Source organism: Herbaspirillum sp. Her2, from assembly GCF_057961375.1.
Genome location: NZ_CM176331.1, coordinates 4269999 through 4291167 on the forward strand (window position 1 = coordinate 4269999; position 21169 = coordinate 4291167).

General features: G+C 63.4%; 18 protein-coding genes. 2 read left to right on the top strand and 16 right to left on the bottom strand.

From position 1 onward, the window contains the following. Positions 1-43 precede the first annotated feature (43 nt). From nudB to lptM, 14 genes are all read right to left on the bottom strand, one after another. Positions 44-547 (bottom strand): dihydroneopterin triphosphate diphosphatase, encoded by a 504-nt coding sequence (gene nudB / locus ACWHXP_RS19380; protein WP_489635258.1) that lies wholly within the window; start codon positions 545-547, stop codon positions 44-46. A gap of 50 nt (positions 548-597) precedes the next feature. Continuing rightward, positions 598-1503 carry a LysR substrate-binding domain-containing protein gene (locus ACWHXP_RS19385; RefSeq protein ID WP_034329416.1) on the bottom strand — a complete coding sequence of 302 codons (906 nt, stop codon included), beginning with the start codon at positions 1501-1503 and terminating at the stop codon, positions 598-600. A 120-nt stretch (positions 1504-1623) separates the two neighbouring features. After that, the gene (locus ACWHXP_RS19390; protein ID WP_034329458.1) at positions 1624-2853 is read right to left on the bottom strand and encodes a metal-dependent hydrolase family protein; all 1230 of its coding nucleotides are present in this window, start codon (positions 2851-2853) and stop codon (positions 1624-1626) included. Between the two features lie 8 nt (positions 2854-2861). Next, the gene (locus ACWHXP_RS19395) at positions 2862-4163 is read right to left on the bottom strand and encodes an MFS transporter (protein WP_121042384.1); all 1302 of its coding nucleotides are present in this window, start codon (positions 4161-4163) and stop codon (positions 2862-2864) included. 293 nt (positions 4164-4456) lie between these two features. Beyond that, positions 4457-6262 carry an aspartate--tRNA ligase gene (gene aspS / locus ACWHXP_RS19400; RefSeq protein WP_209533794.1) on the bottom strand — a complete coding sequence of 602 codons (1806 nt, stop codon included), beginning with the start codon at positions 6260-6262 and terminating at the stop codon, positions 4457-4459. Positions 6263-6358: 96 nt separating this feature from the next. Beyond that, on the bottom strand, positions 6359-6994 hold the full coding sequence (locus ACWHXP_RS19405) for a DUF502 domain-containing protein (RefSeq protein ID WP_034329425.1): 636 nt from the start codon (positions 6992-6994) through the stop codon (positions 6359-6361). A 19-nt stretch (positions 6995-7013) separates the two neighbouring features. Beyond that, positions 7014-7370, bottom strand: a complete 357-nt coding sequence (locus ACWHXP_RS19410; RefSeq protein ID WP_121042382.1) for an FmdB family zinc ribbon protein — start codon at positions 7368-7370, stop codon at positions 7014-7016. 178 nt (positions 7371-7548) lie between these two features. After that, positions 7549-8943, bottom strand: a complete 1395-nt coding sequence (otsA, locus tag ACWHXP_RS19415) for an alpha,alpha-trehalose-phosphate synthase (UDP-forming) (protein WP_489635257.1) — start codon at positions 8941-8943, stop codon at positions 7549-7551. Continuing rightward, on the bottom strand, positions 8943-10832 hold the full coding sequence (locus ACWHXP_RS19420; RefSeq protein WP_034329431.1) for a glycoside hydrolase family 15 protein: 1890 nt from the start codon (positions 10830-10832) through the stop codon (positions 8943-8945). Before ACWHXP_RS19420 ends, otsA begins: the two co-directional genes overlap by 1 nt. Before the next feature lie 84 nt (positions 10833-10916). After that, positions 10917-11663, bottom strand: a complete 747-nt coding sequence (gene otsB / locus ACWHXP_RS19425) for a trehalose-phosphatase (RefSeq protein ID WP_034329435.1) — start codon at positions 11661-11663, stop codon at positions 10917-10919. 198 nt (positions 11664-11861) lie between these two features. Further along, complete coding sequence (locus tag ACWHXP_RS19430; RefSeq protein ID WP_489635256.1) at positions 11862-13319, bottom strand: high affinity choline transporter 1; 1458 nt, start codon at positions 13317-13319, stop codon at positions 11862-11864. Between the two features lie 257 nt (positions 13320-13576). Next, entirely contained in the window at positions 13577-14524 is a 948-nt protein-coding gene (locus ACWHXP_RS19435) for a phage tail protein (RefSeq protein WP_489635255.1), read from the bottom strand. Positions 14525-14850: 326 nt separating this feature from the next. Then, positions 14851-16143 carry a diaminopimelate decarboxylase gene (gene lysA, locus ACWHXP_RS19440; protein WP_489635254.1) on the bottom strand — a complete coding sequence of 431 codons (1293 nt, stop codon included), beginning with the start codon at positions 16141-16143 and terminating at the stop codon, positions 14851-14853. A gap of 112 nt (positions 16144-16255) precedes the next feature. After that, on the bottom strand, positions 16256-16492 hold the full coding sequence (gene lptM, locus ACWHXP_RS19445) for an LPS translocon maturation chaperone LptM (RefSeq protein ID WP_121042375.1): 237 nt from the start codon (positions 16490-16492) through the stop codon (positions 16256-16258). A gap of 49 nt (positions 16493-16541) precedes the next feature. Here lptM and cyaY point away from each other — a divergent pair, with 49 nt between their 5' ends. Both cyaY and gspG read left to right on the top strand, forming a co-directional pair. Further along, positions 16542-16874: an iron donor protein CyaY gene (gene cyaY, locus ACWHXP_RS19450; protein WP_034331871.1), complete on the top strand. Its 333-nt coding sequence runs from the start codon at positions 16542-16544 to the stop codon at positions 16872-16874. A gap of 104 nt (positions 16875-16978) precedes the next feature. Next, positions 16979-17434, top strand: coding sequence for a type II secretion system major pseudopilin GspG (gspG, locus tag ACWHXP_RS19455; RefSeq protein ID WP_034331869.1), 456 nt, complete (start codon positions 16979-16981; stop codon positions 17432-17434). Positions 17435-17482: 48 nt separating this feature from the next. Here gspG and ACWHXP_RS19460 read toward each other — a convergent pair whose 3' ends face one another. Continuing rightward, positions 17483-19018 carry a tetratricopeptide repeat protein gene (locus ACWHXP_RS19460; protein ID WP_489624380.1) on the bottom strand — a complete coding sequence of 512 codons (1536 nt, stop codon included), beginning with the start codon at positions 19016-19018 and terminating at the stop codon, positions 17483-17485. Between the two features lie 571 nt (positions 19019-19589). Continuing rightward, positions 19590-20765, bottom strand: coding sequence for a porin (locus ACWHXP_RS19465; protein ID WP_489635253.1), 1176 nt, complete (start codon positions 20763-20765; stop codon positions 19590-19592). Between the last annotated feature and the right edge of the window lie 404 nt (positions 20766-21169).

Here is a 21169-nt window from a genome sequence, read left to right on the forward strand (position 1 = left end):
TTCTCTTCTTCTTGTCCGGTGGCGGTCCCGCGCAAGACGCTGGCTAGGTCGCCAGATAGCGCGGCAACTGCAGGATCGCTTCCGCATTGGAGGGCGAGAAACAGCGGTCGGCTGCCTCGCGATACGGCAGCCAGACATGGCGGGTGTGCTCGCGCGGGGCCAGCGTCACCGGAATATCACGGGGCACCAGCAAGCCAAAGACATGTTCGGTGTTTCTCGTCACGCCCGGCGCATAGCGGTGCCGCCAGACCGGATAGATGTCATAGATGTTGGAAAGTTGCCAGTCGCGCAGATGCGCGCGCGGCACGCGGTTTCCGCCATCCTGCAAGGAGTCTACGCCGGTGTCGGCCACCACGATGCCGGTTTCTTCCTCCACCTCGCGTCGGGCGGTCTCCGACAAGGGCTCATCAAGGGCATCCTTGGAACCGGTCACCGATTGCCAGAAGCCGGGCTGGTCGGCCCGTTCGATCAACAACACGTATTGATCGGCGCTGTGGATCACCACCAGCACCGATTCGGGAATCTTGTGGGGCTTGGCTTGCGTCATGGCCTGTCCGTGATGCGGGAAAGGCTCCATTGTATCGGGACGGCAGCGTTTCAGAGCAGCGAGGCTTCGCTCTCGGCCACCAGCCAGCTGCGGAAGGCCCGTGCCGCTGCATGCTCGATGCGGTCGCGCGGCCACACCGCATAATAACCGCCGCCCAGGCTGGCATTGGCTTCACAGGCGCGCACCAGCAGCCCTTGCTCCATGCAGGCGTCGATCATGTGACGCCAGGCCAGCACGATACCCTGCCCTTCCATGGCCAGTTGCAACAGCACCGGATATTGGTTCGACAGGATCTGCTGTTCGATGCGCACATCGTCCACCCCGTTGTGCGCCAGCCAGTTCTGCCAAGACATCCACTGGCGCTGCCCGTCCTCCAGCATCAGCAGGGTTTCCTGGGGCAGCTCGGCCGGAGCAAGCGTACGGCCCTTCAGATAGGCCGGGGAGCAGACCGGGAACACTTCCTCGTCATACAGGCGGCGCACCGCCAGGCCCGAAGGCGGGCCATCGCGCAGGAAGTAGATGCCCATGTCGAAATCGGTTTCGGACAGCTGGGCCAGACTGTCATTGACCACCAGGCGCAGGTGGCAATCCGGATGCTGGGCGCGAAAACGCGCCAGGCGCGGTGTCAGCCACAGCACCGCCACCCCCTGCGAACAGGCCACGGTCAGTTCCTGATGGCCCTTGCGCTTCATGATGTCTTCGGTGGCTTCAGCGCAATCGACCAGCAGGCGCTGCACCAGCGCGGCATAGCGCTGGCCGCTCACCGTCAGGCGCAACGCGCGCGGCTCGCGCAGGAACAGCTTCTTGCCGAGAAAGCGCTCCAGCTGGGCGATCTGGCGGCTGATGGCGCTTTGCGTGAGGTGCAGTTCCGCCGCCGCGCGGGTGAAGCTGCCATGGCGCATGGCCGCCTCGAAGGCGATCAGCGAAGGTAATGGGGGAAGGGGCGATATACGCATGGTCGGCGCTCCGGCTCGAAAGGTCTCATCCAGGTCGAGATGGTAGAGCGAAAAGCATGCCCGCCGCAGCTTTCCCATGAGGTGCGGAAAGCTGCGGCGCAAACGACGCAGTGCCGGCGATCAGCGGCTGCGGTGGATGTGACCGGATTGCATGACCAGCGACAGGTGTTCACCCTGGCCGGTCAGCAGCGTGATGTCTTGCAGCGGATTGCCGTCGACCACGATCAGGTCGGCCAGCGCACCGGCGCGCACGGTGCCCAATTCGCCTTCGCGCTGCAGGATCGCAGCGGCAATCGAGGTGGCCGAGCGGATGGTTTCCAGGTTGCCCAGGATCTCGGCGCGGATCAGGAATTCGGTCGATTGATCCTGATGCATCTCGCCCAGCAGGTCCGAGCCGAAGCCCATCTGCACGCCGTGCTCGGCATAGATGCGCAGCGAGTCACGGCCGGCCTGGCGCACCGATTCGATCTTGGCCACCGAATCCGGCGGCAGGCCCAGGCGCGCGCCATCACGGGCCAGCGAGTCGTAGGTGACCAGCGTGGGCACCACGAAGGCACCGTGCTCGCGCATCACGCGTGCGGCCTCGGCATCGACCAGGTTGCCGTGCTCGATGGTGCGCACGCCGCAGCGCACGGCACGGGCAATGGCGCGGCCGGTGTAGGCATGCGCCATCACGTAGGTCTGCGCGGCTTCGGCTTCGGCCACGATGGCGCGGATTTCATCTTCGCTGTATTGGGTATTGCCGATGGGGTCGGTGGGCGAAGCGACGCCGCCCGAGGCCATGATCTTGATCTGGGTTGCCCCCTTCTGCAATTCCTCGCGGGCAGCCAGCCGCACGGCATCCACACCATCGGCCACGCGCGCAATGGCACCGGCGCGGAAGGCACAGGAGCACGGCTCCAGCACATCGGAACGCGGACGGAAATCGCCATGGCCGCCGGTTTGCGACAGCGCCTTGCCCGAGGGGAAGATGCGCGGACCCGGCACCAGGCCGATGGCAATAGCTTGCGCCAGGCCCCAGTCGGCACCGCCCGCATCACGCACGCTGGTGAAGCCGCGATTCAACATGGCTTCGACGATGGGCAAGGCGCGGATCGAAGTCAGCGAGCCGGGTTGCAAGGCATTCAGGCCCAGGTTGGCCAGCGAGGCCAGCACGTGCACGTGGCAATCGATCAGGCCGGGCATGACGGTCTTGCCGGTGACGTCGATCACGCGTGCGCCGCTCACCTCCAGCGGGGTAGCGGAGACATCGACGATGCGGTCTTTTTCAATCAGGACATCATGGCGCGGGAACAGGCTGCCCAGCGCCGGGTCGAGGACGTTGCCGCCCTTCAGGAGAATCTTGGTCATGGCGAAATTCAATGTTGTTGCAGGTACTGCGGCTCACGCACGAAGCGGGTGCCGACGAAGCTGATGGCAGCGGCGATCATCACGTAGAAGGCCGGGGCCATGTTGTTGCCGGTGGCAGCGATCAGCCAGGTGATGAAGAAGGAAGCAAAGCCGCCGAAGATGGTCACGGCCAGGTTGTAGGCCACCGACAGGCCGGTGGAAAGCACCTTGGCCGGGAACAGTTCGGAGAAGGCCGCCAGGATGGGGCCGGTATAGGCCGCAATCAGGGTGCCGAAGACCAGCTGGAAGATCAGCAGCGTGGACAGGCTGGGCGCGCTGTTGATGTAAGCGAACATGGGATAGGCCAGCACCAGGATCAGCGCGGCGGCACCGGAGAGCAGCGGACGGCGTCCGATGCGGTCGGCCAGGCGGCCGACGATGGGGGCCAGCACCATGATGCAGAGTCCACCGACCATGCCGGCGATGAAGCCGGTGGTCTGCGGCAGCTTCAGCACCTTGACCGAGTAGGTCGGCATGTAGAACAGCAGCACATAGGTACAGACCGTCCACAGGATCACCATCGAAAAGCTGGCCGAAGTCTCGCGCGGGAAGTTGCGGATCACTTCCTTCAAGGGCGAATCGGTCTTGTCCTTTTCTTCGAGGAAGGTCGGGGTTTCTTCGAGGTGATTGCGGATGTAGTAACCCACCGGGCCGATGATGATGCCCAGCAGGAAGGGCAGTCGCCAGCCCCAGCTGGCCAGGGCCTGCGGATCCAGGCTGGTGGTAACGAAGGTACCGACGGCCGCCCCCAGCAGCACGGCCACGCCGATGCTGGCCTGGATCCAGCTGGAGTAATAGGCGCGTTCACGCTCGGGCGCGTATTCGGTCAGGAAGGCAGTGGCGCTGCCCATTTCGCCGCCGGCCGAGAAGCCTTGCAGCAGGCGTGCCACGACGATGATGAGCGGGGCGAACAGGCCCACGCTTTCATAGGTCGGTGCCAGGCCGATCATGGTGGTGCCCACCGCCATGAGCAGGATGGTGACCGACAGCGCCGCCTTGCGGCCCACGCGGTCGGCGTAGATGCCCAGCAGGATGCCGCCCACCGGGCGCATGAAGAAACCGACACCGAAGGTGGCCACTGCCAGCAGCAAGGAGGTCAGGTCGTTACCGGTCGGGAAGAACAGCTTGGCGATGATCACCGCGAAGAAACTGTAGACGGTGAAATCGAACCATTCGAGACCATTGCCGATCACGGTGGCAATGATCGCGCGACGGCGCTGGTGGTTGGTGACCACCGGAATCCCGCCGGCTGGTAATGTCGTTGCTTGCATGCTCTCCCCTCATGTCAGACGTTGATATGCGGCCGATAATAGGGTCAGCGGGAGACTGGCGGAAATGATATCTGTGCATGCAGCCATGCTCTGTGCGCATGCATGCGTAAATGATTTGGCGATTTTTCGCCTTAAATTTTTATATTGTTTATATCGTTTAGCAATCCGCTGCCGGAATGAAAAAAGCGCGTGCATTTCTGCACGCGCTTCTTGTTGCTGCCCTCATCGATTCATCCACCCCATCGATGAATCGATACGGAGCTGAATGTCGAATCGATGAATCGATGAATCGATCAGGCCTTCACTGCCGGCTCGGTATTGCGCAGGCGGATGTGCAGCTCGCGCAGCTGCTTCTCGTCCACTTCCGACGGAGCGTGGGTCAGCAGGCACTGGGCGCGCTGGGTCTTGGGGAAGGCGATCACGTCGCGGATCGATTCGGCGCCGGCCATCATGGTGACCAGGCGGTCCAGGCCGAAGGCGATGCCGCCGTGCGGGGGCGCGCCATATTGCAGGGCATCCAGCAGGAAGCCGAACTTCAGGCGGGCTTCTTCGTCATCGATCTTCAGGGCGCGGAACACCTTGCTCTGCACGTCGGCACGGTGGATACGGACCGAACCGCCGCCCAGTTCCCAACCGTTCAGGACCATGTCGTAGGCCTTGGCAATGGCTGCACCCGGGTTGGTCGAGATGAAGTCTTCGTGGCCATCCTTGGGCGAGGTGAACGGGTGGTGCAGGGCGACCCAGCGCTGGCCGTCTTCGTCGTATTCGAACATGGGGAAGTCGACCACCCACAGCGGACGCCATGCGTCGTCGAACAGGCCATTCTTCTTGCCGAATTCGCTGTGGCCGATCTTCACGCGCAGCGCGCCGATGGCATCGTTGACCACCTTGGCCTTGTCGGCACCGAAGAAGATCAGGTCGCCGTCTTGCGCGCCGGTCTTTTCGAGGATGGCGTTCAGGGCCGCATCGTGGATGTTCTTGACGATGGGCGACTGCAGGCCGTCACGGCCCTTGGCCTTTTCATTGACCTTGATGTAGGCCAGGCCCTTGGCGCCGTAGATGGCGACGAACTGGGTGTAGGCGTCGATTTCCGAACGCGGCATTTCGGCGCCGCCCGGCACGCGCAGGCCGACCACGCGGCCGCCTTCGCTGTTGGCAGCGCCCGAGAAGACCTTGAAGTCCACGTCCTTCATGACATCGGTCAGCTCGGTGAATTCGAGCTTGACGCGCATGTCCGGCTTGTCCGAACCATACATGCCCATGGCAGTGGCGAAGTCCATCACCGGGAACGGGTTCGGCAGGTCGATGTCCAGCGCGTTCTTGAAGACCAGGCGGATCATGCCTTCGAACAAGTCACGGATTTCCTGTTCGTTCAGGAAGGAGGTTTCGCAGTCGATCTGGGTGAATTCCGGCTGGCGGTCAGCACGCAGGTCTTCGTCGCGGAAGCACTTGGTGATCTGGTAGTAGCGGTCGAAGTTGGCCACCATCAGCAGCTGCTTGAACAGCTGCGGCGATTGCGGCAGGGCGAAGAATTCGCCGGCGTTCACGCGCGAGGGCACCAGGTAATCACGTGCGCCTTCCGGGGTGGACTTGGTCAGCATCGGGGTTTCGATGTCGATGAAGCCTTGGGCATCCAGGAACTTGCGCACTTCCATGGCGACCTTGTAGCGCAGGCGCAGGTTGTTCTGCATCTGCGGACGGCGCAGGTCCAGCACGCGGTGGGTCAGGCGGGTGGTTTCGGACAGGTTCTCGTCATCCAGCTGGAACGGGGGCGTCACCGACGGGTTCAGCACTTCCAGTTCCTGGCACAGCACTTCGATCTTGCCCGACTTCAGGTTGGCGTTGGTGGTGCCTTCCGGACGGTTGCGCACCAGGCCGGTGATGCGCAGGCAGAACTCGTTGCGCACCGATTCGGCATTCTTGAAGACATCCGCGCGATCCGGGTCGCAGACCACCTGGACCAGGCCTTCGCGGTCGCGCAGGTCGATGAAGATCACGCCGCCGTGATCGCGGCGACGGTGCACCCAGCCGCACAGGCTGACGGTTTGGCCGAGCAGTGCCTCGGTAGTGAGGCCACAGTATTGGGTTCGCATGGACATGGTTGTGATTCCGTTGACAGTGTTCTTGTTGGATTTCAGAGAAGACGCTAAGGGCGAAGGCGGGGCTGGCCGGGCAGCGGACTGCCGGCCGCCCCCTCAATTCTTCGGCGCCGCCGCGTCGGTGATGATCTTCTTGTCGGTGACCATCTCGGGGGCGACCACGCCCATGGAGACGATGTACTTCAGGGCTGCATCCACCGACATGTCGAGCTCGATGGCATCGGCACGCGGCAGCATCAGGAAGAAACCGGAAGTCGGGTTGGGGGTGGTAGGGACATACACGCTGATGAAGTCACCCTGCAGGTGGTTCTTGACCTCGCCACCGGGCGCGCCGGTCAGGAAGGCGATGGTCCACGAACCCTGGCGCGGGTACTGGATCAGCACGGCCTTGCGGAAGGCGTTGCCGGAGGGCGAGAACAGCGTGTCGGAGACCTGCTTGACGCTGGAATAGATCGACTTCACCACCGGAATGCGGGTCAGCAGGCCTTCCCACAGCAGCACCAGGCGGCGGCCGATGAAATTGCGCGCGGCCAGGCCGGTGAGGAAGACGATCAGCAGCGTCAGGATCGCGCCCAGGCCGGGAATGTTGTGGCCCAGCCAGTGCGCCGGCCGCCAGGCCTCCGGCAGCAGCAGCAGCGACTGGTCCATGGTACTGATGATCAGGTTCAGTACCCACAGCGTGATCGCCAGGGGGACCAGGATCAGCAGACCCGTAATGAAGTATTTGCGCATGGGGGAAAGGAAGGCCTCGTTAGCTGGCGCTGGGGGTGGACGCTGCCGCAGGGGCAGCCGCCGCCGGTGCCGGTGCGGGCGCAGCGGCCGGAGCAGCTGCAGCAGCAGGTGCATCGGCAGGCGCAGCGGGGGCGTCAGCTGAGCCGGCAATGCCGGTGCCATTGGCACCCTTGCTGTTGGCCGTGCCGCTGCCATTGCCCCGGAAATCGGTCACGTACCAGCCCGAACCCTTCAACTGGAAGCCGGCCGCAGTCAGCTGCTTCCGGAAGCTGTCCTTGTTGCAGGAGGGGCAAACGGTCAACGCATCGTCAGAGATCTTCTGCAAGACATCCTTGGCAAAACCACACGCTTCGCAGCGATACGCATAAATGGGCATGACAAACTCCGCAAAAAACTTCCAAAACCCTGAATTATAAAGGCTTTTGGCGGAGTTTTAGTGAACCTGCCCGCGCAGGCGATGCGCTGGCGCGACGGCTCGGGCCTCGCACCAGGCAAAGATTTGCTTTTTGGAAAGTTTATTCACCACCCGGCCCTGCCGGTGGCCTGCTCCCGTCTCATCCCTCAACAGGGGCGGCGCGGCTGCTGCGCAGGGTGTCAAGAAATTCACGACACCACCAATGCACGTCGAACTGGCGGATGTTCTCCATCAGTGCGGCATGGCGCTCGCGCCGCTCGCCCTGCGACATCTGCAGGGCCTGCTGGATCACCTGGGCGGCACCGTGGGTGTCGTAGGGGTTGATGATGAGCGCCTGTTTCATCTGCTCGGCCGCCCCGGCAAAGCGCGAGAGCACCAATACGCCCGGATCGTCCGGATCCTGGGAGGCGACGAACTCCTTGGCCACCAGGTTCATGCCGTCCCGCAGGGGCGTCACAAGGGCCACAGCGCAAGCACGGTACAAACCTGGCAGTCGGCGGCGCGCCACGGTACGGTGGATGTAGCGGATCGGCATCCAGTCGAAGTCGCCGAAGTCGCCGTTGATGGAGCCGCACAGGCTTTCCAGCTCGCGCTGGATGTCGCCGTAGGCTTCCACGTCTTCACGGCTGGGCGAGGCGATCTGCAACAAGGTGGCGCTGTGGCGATTTTCCGGATACAGGCGCAGCAGCTCGCGGAAGGCGCGGATGCGCTGCGGCAGGCCCTTGGAGTAATCCAGCCGGTCCACGCCGATCAGCAAGCGCCGGCGTGAGTACTCGGCCTTGGTGCTTTCATAGGTATCGCGCGCTTCCTTGGCCTGGCCCAGGCGCTGGAATTCGGCCACGTCGATGCCGATCGGGAAGGCATTGGCATGCACCGTGCGGTTGAAGGCGCGGAACTGGTTGGGACCGACCGGCTCGGCGGTCGCTTCGGCCTGCACGTACTGGGCGAAGTGCTGCAGGTCGGCGTGATTCTGGAAGCCCACCAGATCATAGGCAAACAGTGCGCGCATGAGCCATTCATGCGAAGGGATGGCGGTCAGGATCGGCGGCGGCGGCAGCGGGATATGCAGGAAGAAGCCAATGCGCGCCTCGCAGCCCATGGCGCGCAGTTCGGCGGCCAGCGGGATGAGGTGGTAATCGTGGATCCAGACAATGTCATCGCGCTTCAAGAGCGGAAACAATTTACGCGCGAAGAGTTGATTGACCCGGCGATAACCGCCCAGGTGGCCGGCCTCGAAATGCGCCAGGTCCAGCCGATAGTGGAAGACCGGCCACAGCACGCCATTGGCGTAGCCGCGATAGTAGGCATCATGGTCTTCCTGCGACAGATCGAGTTCGGCCAGGGTGACCGGGCCGGCCTGGTTGACGCGCAGCTCGCCCTCGCCGGGCGTGCCGTGCTCGACCACCTTGCCGCTCCAGCCGAACCAGAGTCCGCCGGTCTTCTTGAGGGTCTCGCCAAGCGCGACGGCCAGCCCGCCGGCAGCCGGCTTGCGGGGATCGGCGAGGCGATTGGAAACGACGACGAGTCTGCCCATCAGATCACCGCCTCCCATGACGCCGACAGGCGCATCGCACAGTTGATGATGCCCACCATCGAATAGGTCTGCGGGAAGTTGCCCCACATCTGGCGCGTGACCGGATGCGTATCCTCGGACAGCAGGCCCAGGTGGTTGCGGGCATCCAGCATGGCCTGGAAGATCTCGCGCGCCTGCTCCTTGCGGCCGATACGTGCCAGCGCGTCGATGCGCCAGAAAGTGCAGATGTTGAAGGCAGTCTCGGGACGGCCGAAATCATCCGGGGCTTCGTAGCGGCGCATGTAGGGGCCGTCGCAGAGCGATTTCTCCAGCGCTTCCACGGTGGAGATGAAGCGCGGATCGGTGGGCGAGATCAGGCCAACTTCCACCATCAGCAGCACGCTGGCATCGAGGTCGCGTCCGCCGAAGCTTTCGGCATAGGCCTGGCGCTGTTCATTCCAGGCTTCGGTGAGGATGCGGTCGCCGATTTCCTTGGCACGGTCGCCCCAGTAGCGGGCGCGCTCGGGCAGGTCCACGCGGGCGGCGATCTTGGCCAGGCGGTCGCAGGCGGCCCAGCTCATGAGCGCCGACGAGGTATGGATGCGCGAGCGGGTACGCAACTCCCACATGCCGGCATCGGGCTGGTTGTAGACTTCATAAGCACGTTCACCCACGGCTTCCAGATGCTGGAAGTGTTCGGCCCCGGCGCGATGGTGCAGGCGCATGTCGTGGAAGGCCTGCGCCGCGCCCAGCACGATGTTGCCGTAGACGTCGTGCTGGAAATGTTCATACGCCTGATTGCCCACGCGCACCGGCTGGTGATGCTGGTAGCCCGGCAGGTGATCCAGGATCTGCTCGGGCAGCGCTTCTTCCAGGCCGATACCGTACAGGGGCTGCACGTGCCCGCCACCGGAACGCACCACCACATTGGTCAGCCAGCGCAGGTAGTCTTCCATGGTGCCCAGCTCGGAGAGGCTGTTGAGGGCACGCACCACGAAGAAAGCGTCACGCAGCCAGCAATAACGGTAGTCCCAGTTGCGCTGGCTGCCCGGTGCTTCGGGCACGCTGGTGGTCATGGCGGCGATGATCGCGCCCGTATCTTCATACACCGATAATTTCAGCGTGATGGCGGCGCGGATGACGGCATCCTGCCACTCCAGCGGCGTGGCCAGGGCGCGGCTCCAGTTGCGCCAGTAGGCGGTGGTTTCCTGCTCGAAATCACGGGCGGTATCGTTGATGCCGCCATGCAGGGTTTCGTCCGGACCGAGGATGAAGTTGTAGGGGCGGCTGACCACGAAGGCGGTCTCGTCGACGATGTAGCTGATGGGCGCATCGGTATTGAGGCGCAGGGTCTGTTCCTGGCCGACATAGCGGATGTGGTTGCTGCCGCGCGTCTGCGGCGGCACTTCGCGGCCCCAGTCGAACTTGGGACGCAGCACCACGCGCATGCGCGGCGCGCCCGAGAGCGGATGGATGCGGCGTACCAGCTGCAGCGGCCGGAAGAAGCGGCCGCGGCTCTGGAAGCGCGGCGCCAGGTCGGTGATCTCGATGCCCTGGCCCAGCGTGTCGTACAGGCGGGTGCGCAGCACCGCCGTATTGGGTTCATACCACTGCTCGCTGTGGGAAAAATTCTCCAGCTGGAAAGCCCACAGCGCGCCATTGTCGGTCGGATCGAGCAAGGCATTGAAGACCGGGTCGCCATCGAAACGCGGCAGGCAGCACCAGACGATGCGGCCCATCTTGTCCACCAAGGCCGAGAAGGCGCAATTGCCGATCACGCCCAGCTCCAGCGAGGAGGTCGAGGGCATGTCGTGCGCCTGGGCGGCCAGGTGCGGTTGTTCGGAATGCTGCGTCTGGGAGTGGGGTTGCGGTTGCGCTTCTTGATGCGGATCGGGGCTGGGCTGGCTCATGGTTCCTCGTGCTCTGTTCTGTGGGTCAGATTTCTTGATGGAAGGCGATGTGCTGCGGGGCCGGCAAACAGGCCGGTACGACGGCTATCCGGGGGTGCTGCGTACCTCCACGCTCTGGCGCAGCAGGTCCAGCACGGCGGCTGGATCAGCCAGGCGTTGCAGGGCCTGGCTGGGGCCGGCGCCGATCTTGATGCCAAATCCGCCGAAGACTTCACCTTGGGCGATGGCAAAGCCGGCCTCATCGGTCACGTCATCGCCGATGAAGACCGGACGGCGGCCCCGGAACGGGGCCTCATGCAGAAAAGCGGCGACGGCGTCGCCCTTGTTGATGTGCGGCTTGGCTTCCACCACCATCTTGCCGTGCAGCAAGGTGAAGCCCGGTTCATGGCGCAGCGCGTCCATCATGGTCTCCACGCAGCGCTGTTCCAGATGGGCGGCGTGGCGGTAATGCAGGGCCAGTGCGCCGCGCTTGAGTTCCAGCTGCAGGCCGGGATGCGACTCCACCAGCGGCAGCAGGCGCTCGCGCAGGTGATGCACGTCCGGCACCGGCTGCTGCAGGATGCGGCCATCGGCCGTACGCCGCTCGGCACCATGCACACCGGCCGCAGGCAGGCGCAGCGGGGCCAGGAAGAAATCCAGTTGATCGAGCGGACGGCCGCTGACGATGGCCAGCGCGCCGTCCGATTCTTGCTGGATGCGCTGCAGGAGCGTGATCAGCTCCGGCGGCACCACGATCTCTTCAGGCTGGGGCGCCAGGTCGACCAGGGTGCCGTCGAAGTCCAGAAACAACGCATCGGCAGCGACATCGTAGGGGCGAATGTGCTCAGTCATGCCATTTCAGGTTGATGGAAAGCAAATAAGTTCCGGGTGGCTCTCGAATTATTGTCAAATAAATATCGAACAAGTTCGAAAACCCGGGCGTTGGAATTGCTTTGACAGCACCTGGCCCAGCAGTTCTGGCGGCTTCCCCAAAAAGACGAAACGGCCGCGCGGCAAGGCCGGGCGACCGTTTCGCTGGAGCAAGCCGGATCAGGACTGTACGCTGCCCTCGGCGGGCACCGCCACCATGGGCGGCACCGGGGCCAGCACCTGGGGCAGGAGCGAACCGGCCACCATGCCACCGATGGAGAACAGCAGGCTGGCCAGTTGCGGCGGCCACAGGCCGTCCGGGGCGGCATATTCCAGCGTGATCCAGGAGACCAGGCCCAGCACCATGGCCATCAGTGCGCCCTGACGGGTGGCGCGCTGCCAGTAGACGCCGAAGGCCAGCGGCACGAAGGCCGCCACCAAGGTCACCTTGTAAGCGTTCTCGACCATTTCATAGATGCTGGACTGGCTGTTCAGGGCCAGCGTGGTCACGCCCACCGTGAAGACCAGCACCACGGCGCGCATCGAGAACAGGAATTCACGGTCGCTTTTCCACGGGCGAATTTCCTTGAGGACGTTCTCGGTGAAGGTCACCGACGGTGCCAGCAGGGTCGCGCTGGCGCAACTCTTGATGGCCGACAGCAGCGCGCCGAAGAACATCACCTGGGCGAACACCGGCATCTTTTCCATGATGAGGGTCGGCAGCACCAGCTGGGAATCGGTTTCCAGCAGGCGCGAGACCATGGCCGGATCGATCAGCGTAGCGGAATAGGCCAGGAAGATGGGGATGAAGACGAAGAAGAAATAAATCACGCCACCCAGCACCGAGGCGTTGCGCGCCACATTCTCGTTCTTGGAGGACATGACGCGCTGGAACACGTCCTGCTGTGGAATCGAGCCCAGCATCATGGTGATCCAGGCGGCAAAGAACCACAGCACGTCTTTCAGTTCAGCGGCCGGCCAGAAGTTGAACTTGCCGGCCTCGGCGGCGTGCGCAATCACCACCCCCGGACCGCCGACCATACCCGAAACTTCATACCCGATATAAAGCATGCCGACCACCACGATGATCATCTGCAGGAAGTCGGTGATGGCCACGGCCCACATGCCACCCATCAGGGTATAGATGAGCACGCTGCCGGCACCGATGATCATGCCCCAGTGCATGGGAATGTAGCCGCCCGAGACGACGTTGAAAACCAGTCCCAGCGCCTTGATCTGCGCCGCCACCCAGCCCAGGTAGGAGATGACGATGCAGATCGTCACCAGCATTTCGGCGGCGCGGCCAAAGCGCTTCTTGTAGTAGTCGCCGATGGTCAGCAGGTTCATGCGGTACAGCTTCTTGGCGAAGAACACGCCCACCAGGATCAGGCACAGCGACGAGCCGAAGGGATCGGCCACGATGCCGCCCAGGCCGTCCTTGAGGAAGGTCGAGGACACGCCGAGCACCGCCTCGGAGCCAAACCAGGTCGCAAAGACGGTCGCGGTCACCACCGACATCGGCAGCGAGCGGCCGGCGACGGCGTAGTCCTTCGAACTCTTCACGTAGCGGGTGGCATACAGGCCGATACCGACCGAGATGACCCAGTAGAGGACGACGAACCAGAGCAGTGCATTCATGCCTTTTTCCTTGCAGGGGGGGTAAGAAAAACGCGCATTATAGCGGCAACTTCCTCGCGCAAAGCCGCTTGCGGCAAGACTTTTCATCTGTCGCCAGCGGACCACAGCCGTGCTGGCCGCTCGCTGCGGAGTGGTCTGTCGGCAAGCAAGAAATGCTCCCGCTCGCACGGGCGGGCCTTCAGGAATTTGTCGGGGGAGATGAAGCGGGAGTGAAGCAGCCTGCGCCACCGGAAGCGGCAGCGCAGGAGAGGGAGGGATCAGGCACCTTCGTTGTTGCGCTCGTAGGAGGGGCAGCCGTTCTTGCCCCACTTGCCGTCGCACAGCTTCCACAGGCAGCTCTCGCGCGCAAAGACGGACAAGGTGCTGCATTGCTTGACCTGCTCGGCCAGGGTCGGCACGGGCTGCACTTCCACCACTTCCGGCACCGGCACCACGGCCTGGGCCCGCTCCGCCTTGGCGCGGGCGTTGGCCAGCTGGGCCTCGGCTTCGCGGCGACGCTGTTCGCGCAGGGCCAGGGCGGCATCCTCGCGGCGGTGGCGGGCTTCGGCGGCGGCGCGCTTCTGCGCCAGTTGCCGGGCCTTGTCGTCGGCTTCCTGCTGCAGCTGGGCGATCACTTCGGGGCCGGGGGCAGCATCGCTGGCGGCAGGCTCGGCATGGTCCAGGCTGGCGGGCGGCGCCACGGCGTCCACCGGGGCCGCCTTGGACAGCGACGGCAATTGCTGCATCACCGGCTTGAGCGAGCGTTGCGGCCATTGCGCCCCCACCCACAGAGCGACGCCGATGATGGCCAGTGTCAGCAGCGAGACCAGCAAGGCCCCACGGGTCGACGCGCGCGGCTCCGGTTCGCTGCGCGGACCACGCGGACCACGGCGGGTCTGGGCTGCGGGCTCTTCCTGCGCCGCCGGCGCCGTGGCGGTGTCTTCATACGGCAGGCTGGCGGTGCCGGCCGAGGTGGCCACCGCCGCCGTGACGGCGGCTGCGGCAACAGCGGCAGCCGTGATGTGCGAGGCCCGGACTTCCAGCTCCTCTTCGCTGAGGTCAGGCTGCACGGACGCAGCGCGCGCCGGTGCCGGCGACTGGCTGGCGTGACTGGACTGACTGCTGTGTATGAGCTGGCCGGACGGATCGCCATGGCCGGCCTGCGCCACGCCCTCGCTGGCGACGCGACGGTCGCGATCTCCCTCTGACCGTTCCAGAACTTGCATTGGAATTCCCCTGTATGACGCTAGCGACCACCGTCCCGGTGGCCCTGATGTGCTCCCTCACGTCCGTGAATGCTTGCCAGGTCTCGCGTTGCGGGCAGCTCTGCCCCCAGGCATGTTCTGATGCTTCGATTGTTTTTCGGACGGATGGCTATTTTGCGCCGAAATTTCTGAAAGGCAAAACAAAAATGCGGCTCTGCAAAAAATATCTGCAGCCAAGCCAGGCGGGACTTGCCGGGCTATCAATAAACGCGCCCGGAATGATGCACAAAAGGAAACGGCAGCCCCGTTTCCGGGACTGCCGCTTGGCAGACCGACAATAAATCGCGTCAGTCCACGATCTTTTCCAACGCGAACAGGTCGGCCGGATTTTCACGGGCACGGACCAGGTGGACCTGGCTGCCATCGACCAGGACTTCCGCCGCACGGCCACGGGTGTTGTAGTTGGAGGCCATGGTCATGCCGTAGGCACCGGCCGACATCAGGGCCAGCAGGTCGCCCTCGTGGATGGCCAGTTCGCGCGAGCGGGCCAGCCAGTCGCCGGATTCACACACCGGACCGACCACGTCGTAGATGCGGGGCTGGCAGGCGTTTTCCTTCACGGTCTGCACGCCATGCCAGGCTTCGTACATGGCCGGACGCATCAGATCGTTCATGGCAGCATCAACCACGGCGAAGTTCTTTTCTTCACCATGCTTGAGGTATTGCACCTCGGTCAGCAACAGGCCGGCATTGCCGACCACCGAGCGGCCCGGCTCGAACATGACCTGGATCGGGCGGCCGTCGTACTTCTTGGCGCGCCAGGCGTGGACGCGGGCGAACACGCGCGCCAGGTAGTCGCCGATGGCCACCGGTTGCTCGTCGTCGTAGCGGATGCCGATGCCCCCGCCGATGTCGAGGTGGTGAATCGCGATGCCTTCGGCTTCCAGCGCATCGACCATGTCGATGATCTTGTCCAGTGCTTCCAGCAACGGCGAGTCGTCCAGCAGCTGCGAGCCGATGTGGCAGTCGATGCCGACCACGTCGATGTTGGGCAGGGCAGCGGCGGCGCGATAGCAGTTCAGCGCATCTTCATAGGCCACGCCGAACTTGTTTTCCTTCAGGCCGGTAGAAATGTAGGGATGGGTCTTGGCATCCACGTTGGGATTGACGCGCAGCGAGATGCGGGCGCGCTTGCCGAGCGCACCGGCCACTTCATTCAGGCGCGCCACTTCGGGGATGGATTCCACGTTGAAGCAGAGGATGTCATGTTCCAGCGCCAGCTTCATCTCGTCGCGGCCCTTGCCCACGCCCGAGAAGATCACCTTGCGCGCATCGCCGCCGGCGGCCACCACGCGCAGCAGCTCGCCACCGGAGACGATGTCGAAGCCCGAGCCCAGCTTGCCCAGCAGGTTCAGCACCGCCAGGTTGGAATTGGACTTGACCGAGTAGCACACCAGTGCGCCACCCTTGCCGCCCTCGGCACGGCCGGCCGCGCGGCAGGCATCGGCATAGGCCGAGAAATTCTGCACCAGCGCCGACTTGGAATAAACGTAGAGCGGGGTGCCGAACTGATCGGCCAAGGCTTGCAGGGAGACGTCTTCGGCGTGCAGCGCGCCGTTGCGATAGGAAAAGTGGGACATGGGAATCCGGAAAAGTCAGCGGAAAAAGGCAATCGGTGGAATCATCCGGCGCAGTCCCCGCCCTCATTGCCGGGGGACCGGCCGCAGTACAGCGCGATGTTTCAGCCAGGCATCATCGTTTGGGAGCGTCGGCGGCGGGGGTGTCGCCGGAGGCTTTGGCCTCACCCTCCTGGGTGCCTGCCTTGTCCTGGGCCGCTGCCGGCGCGGCGGGCTGGGTGCGCACGAAGGGATCAGGCGGCACCTTGGGCATGTACAGCGGGCCTTTCTGGCCGCAACCGGCCAGCATCAGGACGGCGGCGCACAGCGCCAGGGAAGCTGCACAACGGACGGGAGAATGGGGTGACTTCACGATAAAATGACGGATTACATCGAAATCTTAGAATGACTTGGAGTGTAGCATGACCGAATCGGAATTCCTGGACCTGGCTGACGCCACCCTCAACGCCATCGAGACGGCCCTGGAAGACGCCTGCGACGCCAGCGACCTGGATGTGGAATGCAGCCGCAGCGGCAACGTGCTGGAAATCGAGTGCGTGGACAATGGCTCCAAGATCATCATCAACAGCCAGGCCCCCATGCAGGAAATGTGGCTGGCCGCGCGTTCCGGCGGCTTCCACTACAAGTTCGACGGCAGCCACTGGCTCAACACCCGCGATGGCACCGAGCTTTACGCCACGCTGTCGGAAGTGGTCAGCAGCCAGGCGGGCGTTCCCGTCACCATCAAGCCCTGAGCCAGCGCGGCGCCGGCCTGCGCGTCCTGCCGCCCCAGCGGCGGTGCGCCTGAACCTGCGCCCTGCCGGCTTGCACCGTCCACAACAATAAGACTGCAGCATTCATGCGTCGATCTCTCCGACATCCTGCCTTCCTGTTCCTGCAGCGCGGCCTGGCGCGCCTGCGCTGGATCCTGGCGCTGACCGTATTGGCCGTGGCGGCCGCCCTGCTGCTGCCACCGCTGGTGACGCGCTTCAACCACGACCACAGCCCGCAAGCCCTGGCCGCCGAGAAGGACATGCAAGCCATCGCCGCCGGGCTGGAACGCTATCGCCAGGACAATGGCCGCTATCCCAGCGCCGCCCAGGGCCTGCTGGCCTTGGTGATCAAGCCGACCCGGGCACCCGTGCCGGGCAACTGGCCCATCGGCGGCTACGTGGATCGCCTGCCGCGCGATCCCTGGGGCAATTCCTATCAGTACGGTGCCGATGACGACGGCACCAGTTACGAACTCTATTCCTTCGGCCAGGCCGGCCCGGACGGCGGTGCCGACGGCGAGCAGGTCATCCGCCAGCATTGAGGAGACCGATCAGGCGGCAACTACCGCCTGATCAAGCCTGTCGCTATCTCAGGCGATATCCGGGAAGGCCGTGCGCAGCCGGTACTGGCGCTGGCGGTAGTTGCCTTCCGGACCGCTGAATCCACAGTCGACGTCACCGAAGAGGCGGCTCACGCGGTTGATGGCGGCGCGCTGGGCTTCGGTCTGCACCGCGATCAGGCGGCGCTTGCTGCGCGCGTGATGAGCGCAGATGTCGACCACCAGACAGTGGCCATAATCGGCCTGCTTGATATCGATGAGCAAGGCTTCCGGCTTGGTCAGGCCAAAGATGGCCGCCAGTTCGATGCGCGCACTCAGGAAGGGGTTGCTGTTGCGCAGCTTGTCGCTGAGCTGGGCGCGCGCCTGCACCGCCCATGACTGCGCGTCTTCCACGGCCATGAACGGCTGCAGCGCGTCGGCTGCGCCGGCCTCGCCCTGGGCGGCCGCCTGCTGCCACCAGTACAGGGCCTTGACGTCATGCATGGGATCATCGCGGCGATTGCGCCAGAAAATCTGCGCCAGCTCGCTCTGCGCTTCCACCAGACCGGACTCCGCCGCCTTTTCCAGATATTGCTGGGCGACCTGCAGATTGCGCTGCGAATAGATCGAGCGCGAATAGATGCGCGCCAGCGCATGCCAGGCCTGAGCCGAACCGCCCTCTCCCGCCAGCACCAGCCAGTGCAAGGCCTTCTTGAAATTGGCCAGGCCCTGCTCCATGAAGACGCGATTGCCGGCGCGGTCGATCTTGGCGCACAGCAGTCCCAGTTCCAGACGCGCCTCGACCTCTCCGGCCAGCGCTGCCAGTTCAAACAAGCGCATCAGTTGCGGCAACTCGGGCGCGGCCGCACGTGCCTGCCACTGGCCATAGCGCAGCAGCAGCGTGGCTTCCTCGGCATTGAGCTGCACCAGACCGGTAGCATCGCCTTCCTTGTCCAGTTGCGCCACCGCCTGGCTGTTGCGCTCGATCAGGCGCTTGACCAGCACCGCCGCGCCGCGCGCGAAGGCCGCACCCTGGCCTTGCTGCCAGGCCTTGTCCAGCAGCGCGTATTGCGCCTGTTCGATGCCGGCACGTGCTGCTTCGCGCACCAGTCGTTCTTCGACTGCCGAAGCCGGCAGGCCGGGCACCATGGGCTGGCCGTGGCGCTGCATCTGCTGCGCCAGCAGCCATTGCGCCTCATGGTCATCGCGGCTGGCCAACAAGGACAGCGCGGCGATGGCACGCGCGTGAGCATTGCTGTCGAACTGTTCGGTGTGTTCCAGTACCAGGCGCGCAAAGATCACGCCGGCCTGCGGCACGCCCGCTTCAAACGCCTTCTCGTACCAGATGGCCGCTTCCTGCGGCGAAGATAATTCCTTGACCTGATCGTAGGTGATGTTGCGGCCGATGATCATCCACGCATCGTCCACACCCTGTTGCGCGGCGCGGCGCAGCCAGTAGAAGGCGGTGCCCTTGCTGCGAGGCAGGCCGCTGCCGCCGTCGAGGTAGCGTCGGCCCAGCGCCAGCTGCGCGCGCGATTCGCCGGCACGGGCGGCCTTGATGACGGCCAGCTCTTCTCTCGTTGCCATGTTCTTTTCCTTTCTCAGCAAATCCGCAATCACGAAATCGCGGACGAAAAAATCCCCGCTGGCGCAGCAAGCTGCGTCAGTCCGGTGTGCATCAAAAAACTAAGGTTTTGAATGCGGTCCGCCAGTCCGTTGTGGGGCGGTGCGATACGCGATCCATGGAAGTGTTCCACCTCCATGCGCATCGAAATGGTGCTGCTATTAGAGCAGTGCGCCGCAAAAAAGTGCGCAAGGCCGAGAGCTTATTACGCTTTCTTTACAGACATCAAGATCGGCCACCAGTAAGGCTTTTGTCAGGATTTGACAAACAGAAAGCGAGCTTTTTGCAATGCAAAAAATGAGCTTTCCTGTGCAAGCTCGGGGGCAGCGTTGCACCAAATCCGAGTGCCCGATGAGCCATGCGCGAAATCAGCTGCATTCCTGCGAAGAACGAAATGGACTATTGCCAAAACTAATAAAAATCGCGATCAGAAGAAGCATGAAAAAAAGCGCCGCATGAACCTCATGCGGCGCTTCTTTTGCTCACTTGTGCATCACACTGCGCCGCCGGAAAGACGACGCAGGTCAACTCACATTAGAACTTGTGACGGATACCCACGGCGACAGCGCCTTGGTTGCCATCGGTGCCGGTGGCGTTGGAGACGCCCGGGTTGTTCAGGTCGCTAGCCTTGGTGTAAGCCAGGAAGGCGTACAGGTCGGTGCGCTTGGACAACCAGTAGTCGGTACCCAGGCTGACTTGGGTCAGCTTGGCCTTTTGCGACACGCCGTCGAAGTCGGCACGGGTGTGATCCACGGCAGCCAGCAGCTTCAGCGACGGGCTCAGGGAGTAAGCGGTACCGATTTCGTAGATGTCAGCCTTCTTGGAGTTGGCCAGGGTGCGGTTGGAGATGCTGGTCAGGGAACCGACGCCGGCTGCGGTCAGGTTGGTCTGGGAGTTCAGGTCTTGCTTGACGCGCGACCAGTTACCGTACACACGAGCCGGGCCGAACTGATAGGACGCTGCCACGTTCAGGACCTTCTGAGCGGTGCTGCCAGCCAGGTTGCTTTCGCTGGCTACGCTGGTGGTGGTGCTGCTGCTCAGCAGGGAGGTGTCAGCCGCGGTCGAACCAGCCTTGGACTGGTAGTAATTGATACCCAGACCCAGCGGACCGTTGTCGTACTTGCCGCCGATGCCGAAGGCTTGACCCGCGGAGGTCTGGCCAGCGGTTTCACCGAAGCCGTACATCAGGTTACCAGTGAAGCCGTTCAGGCTGTTGGTGGTGTAGCTGATCGAGTTGTTGGTACGGGTGCCTTGCAGGCGATCCAGGCCGGAGCCGGAGTTGCTGACCCAGCCACCGAAGTCATTGACGGCGGTGTAAGCGGAGATGGTGTCAGCGAAGTCGGTTTGACGGCCGACCAGCACGCTACCGAAGCCACCAGTCAGGCCTACCACCGACTTGCGGCGGAACAAGGTGTTGCTGGTCTTGGAATCGTCCAGCGCACCTGTGTCATTGCTGAAGCCGGCTTCCAGTTGGAACACGGCCGACAGACCGCCGCCCAGATCTTCAACACCCTTGAAGCCGATACGCGAACCCTGGATGACGCCCGAGTTCAGGCCGAACTTGCTGCCAGTGCCGCCGGAAGAGGTGGCAACCTTGCTTTGGTAGACAACACCGGTATCGACGATACCGTAGATCGTGACGGAGCTTTGCGCATTGGCTGCGCCTGCGAACGCGCCCAGAACGGCGAGTGCCAGCAGAGATTTTTTCATGTGACGTCCTTCTCTAAAAATAGTCTTGAGGATCCGCACTTGCAGTCGGATGGGCAAACATTAATGCTTCTCGTCGTCCATGACTGCACCTTGGTCGATAGAAGTCATTTTTTAGACGGGAGCCAAAGATTGAAATGGCAATTGTTGTATTTTTTTATCGCCGCTTTCGGATGTGCTGCGGCAGGACTGTCCCGCTATCGGCCTGCATCAAGGAAAAAGCGCCGGTATCCCTACCGGCGCTTTTCGTCATTTCTAACATTTTGATACATCTTGCTGGCAACAACCAATGGGTTCTTGTTAAGCAAGCCAGCGTGGCTTCTTGTCACTCGCTGCGCATTTCCGTACATTTTCGTACGTTTCTGGCGAATGCGACTGGTTGGATGCAATATCGCGTTCCATCACTG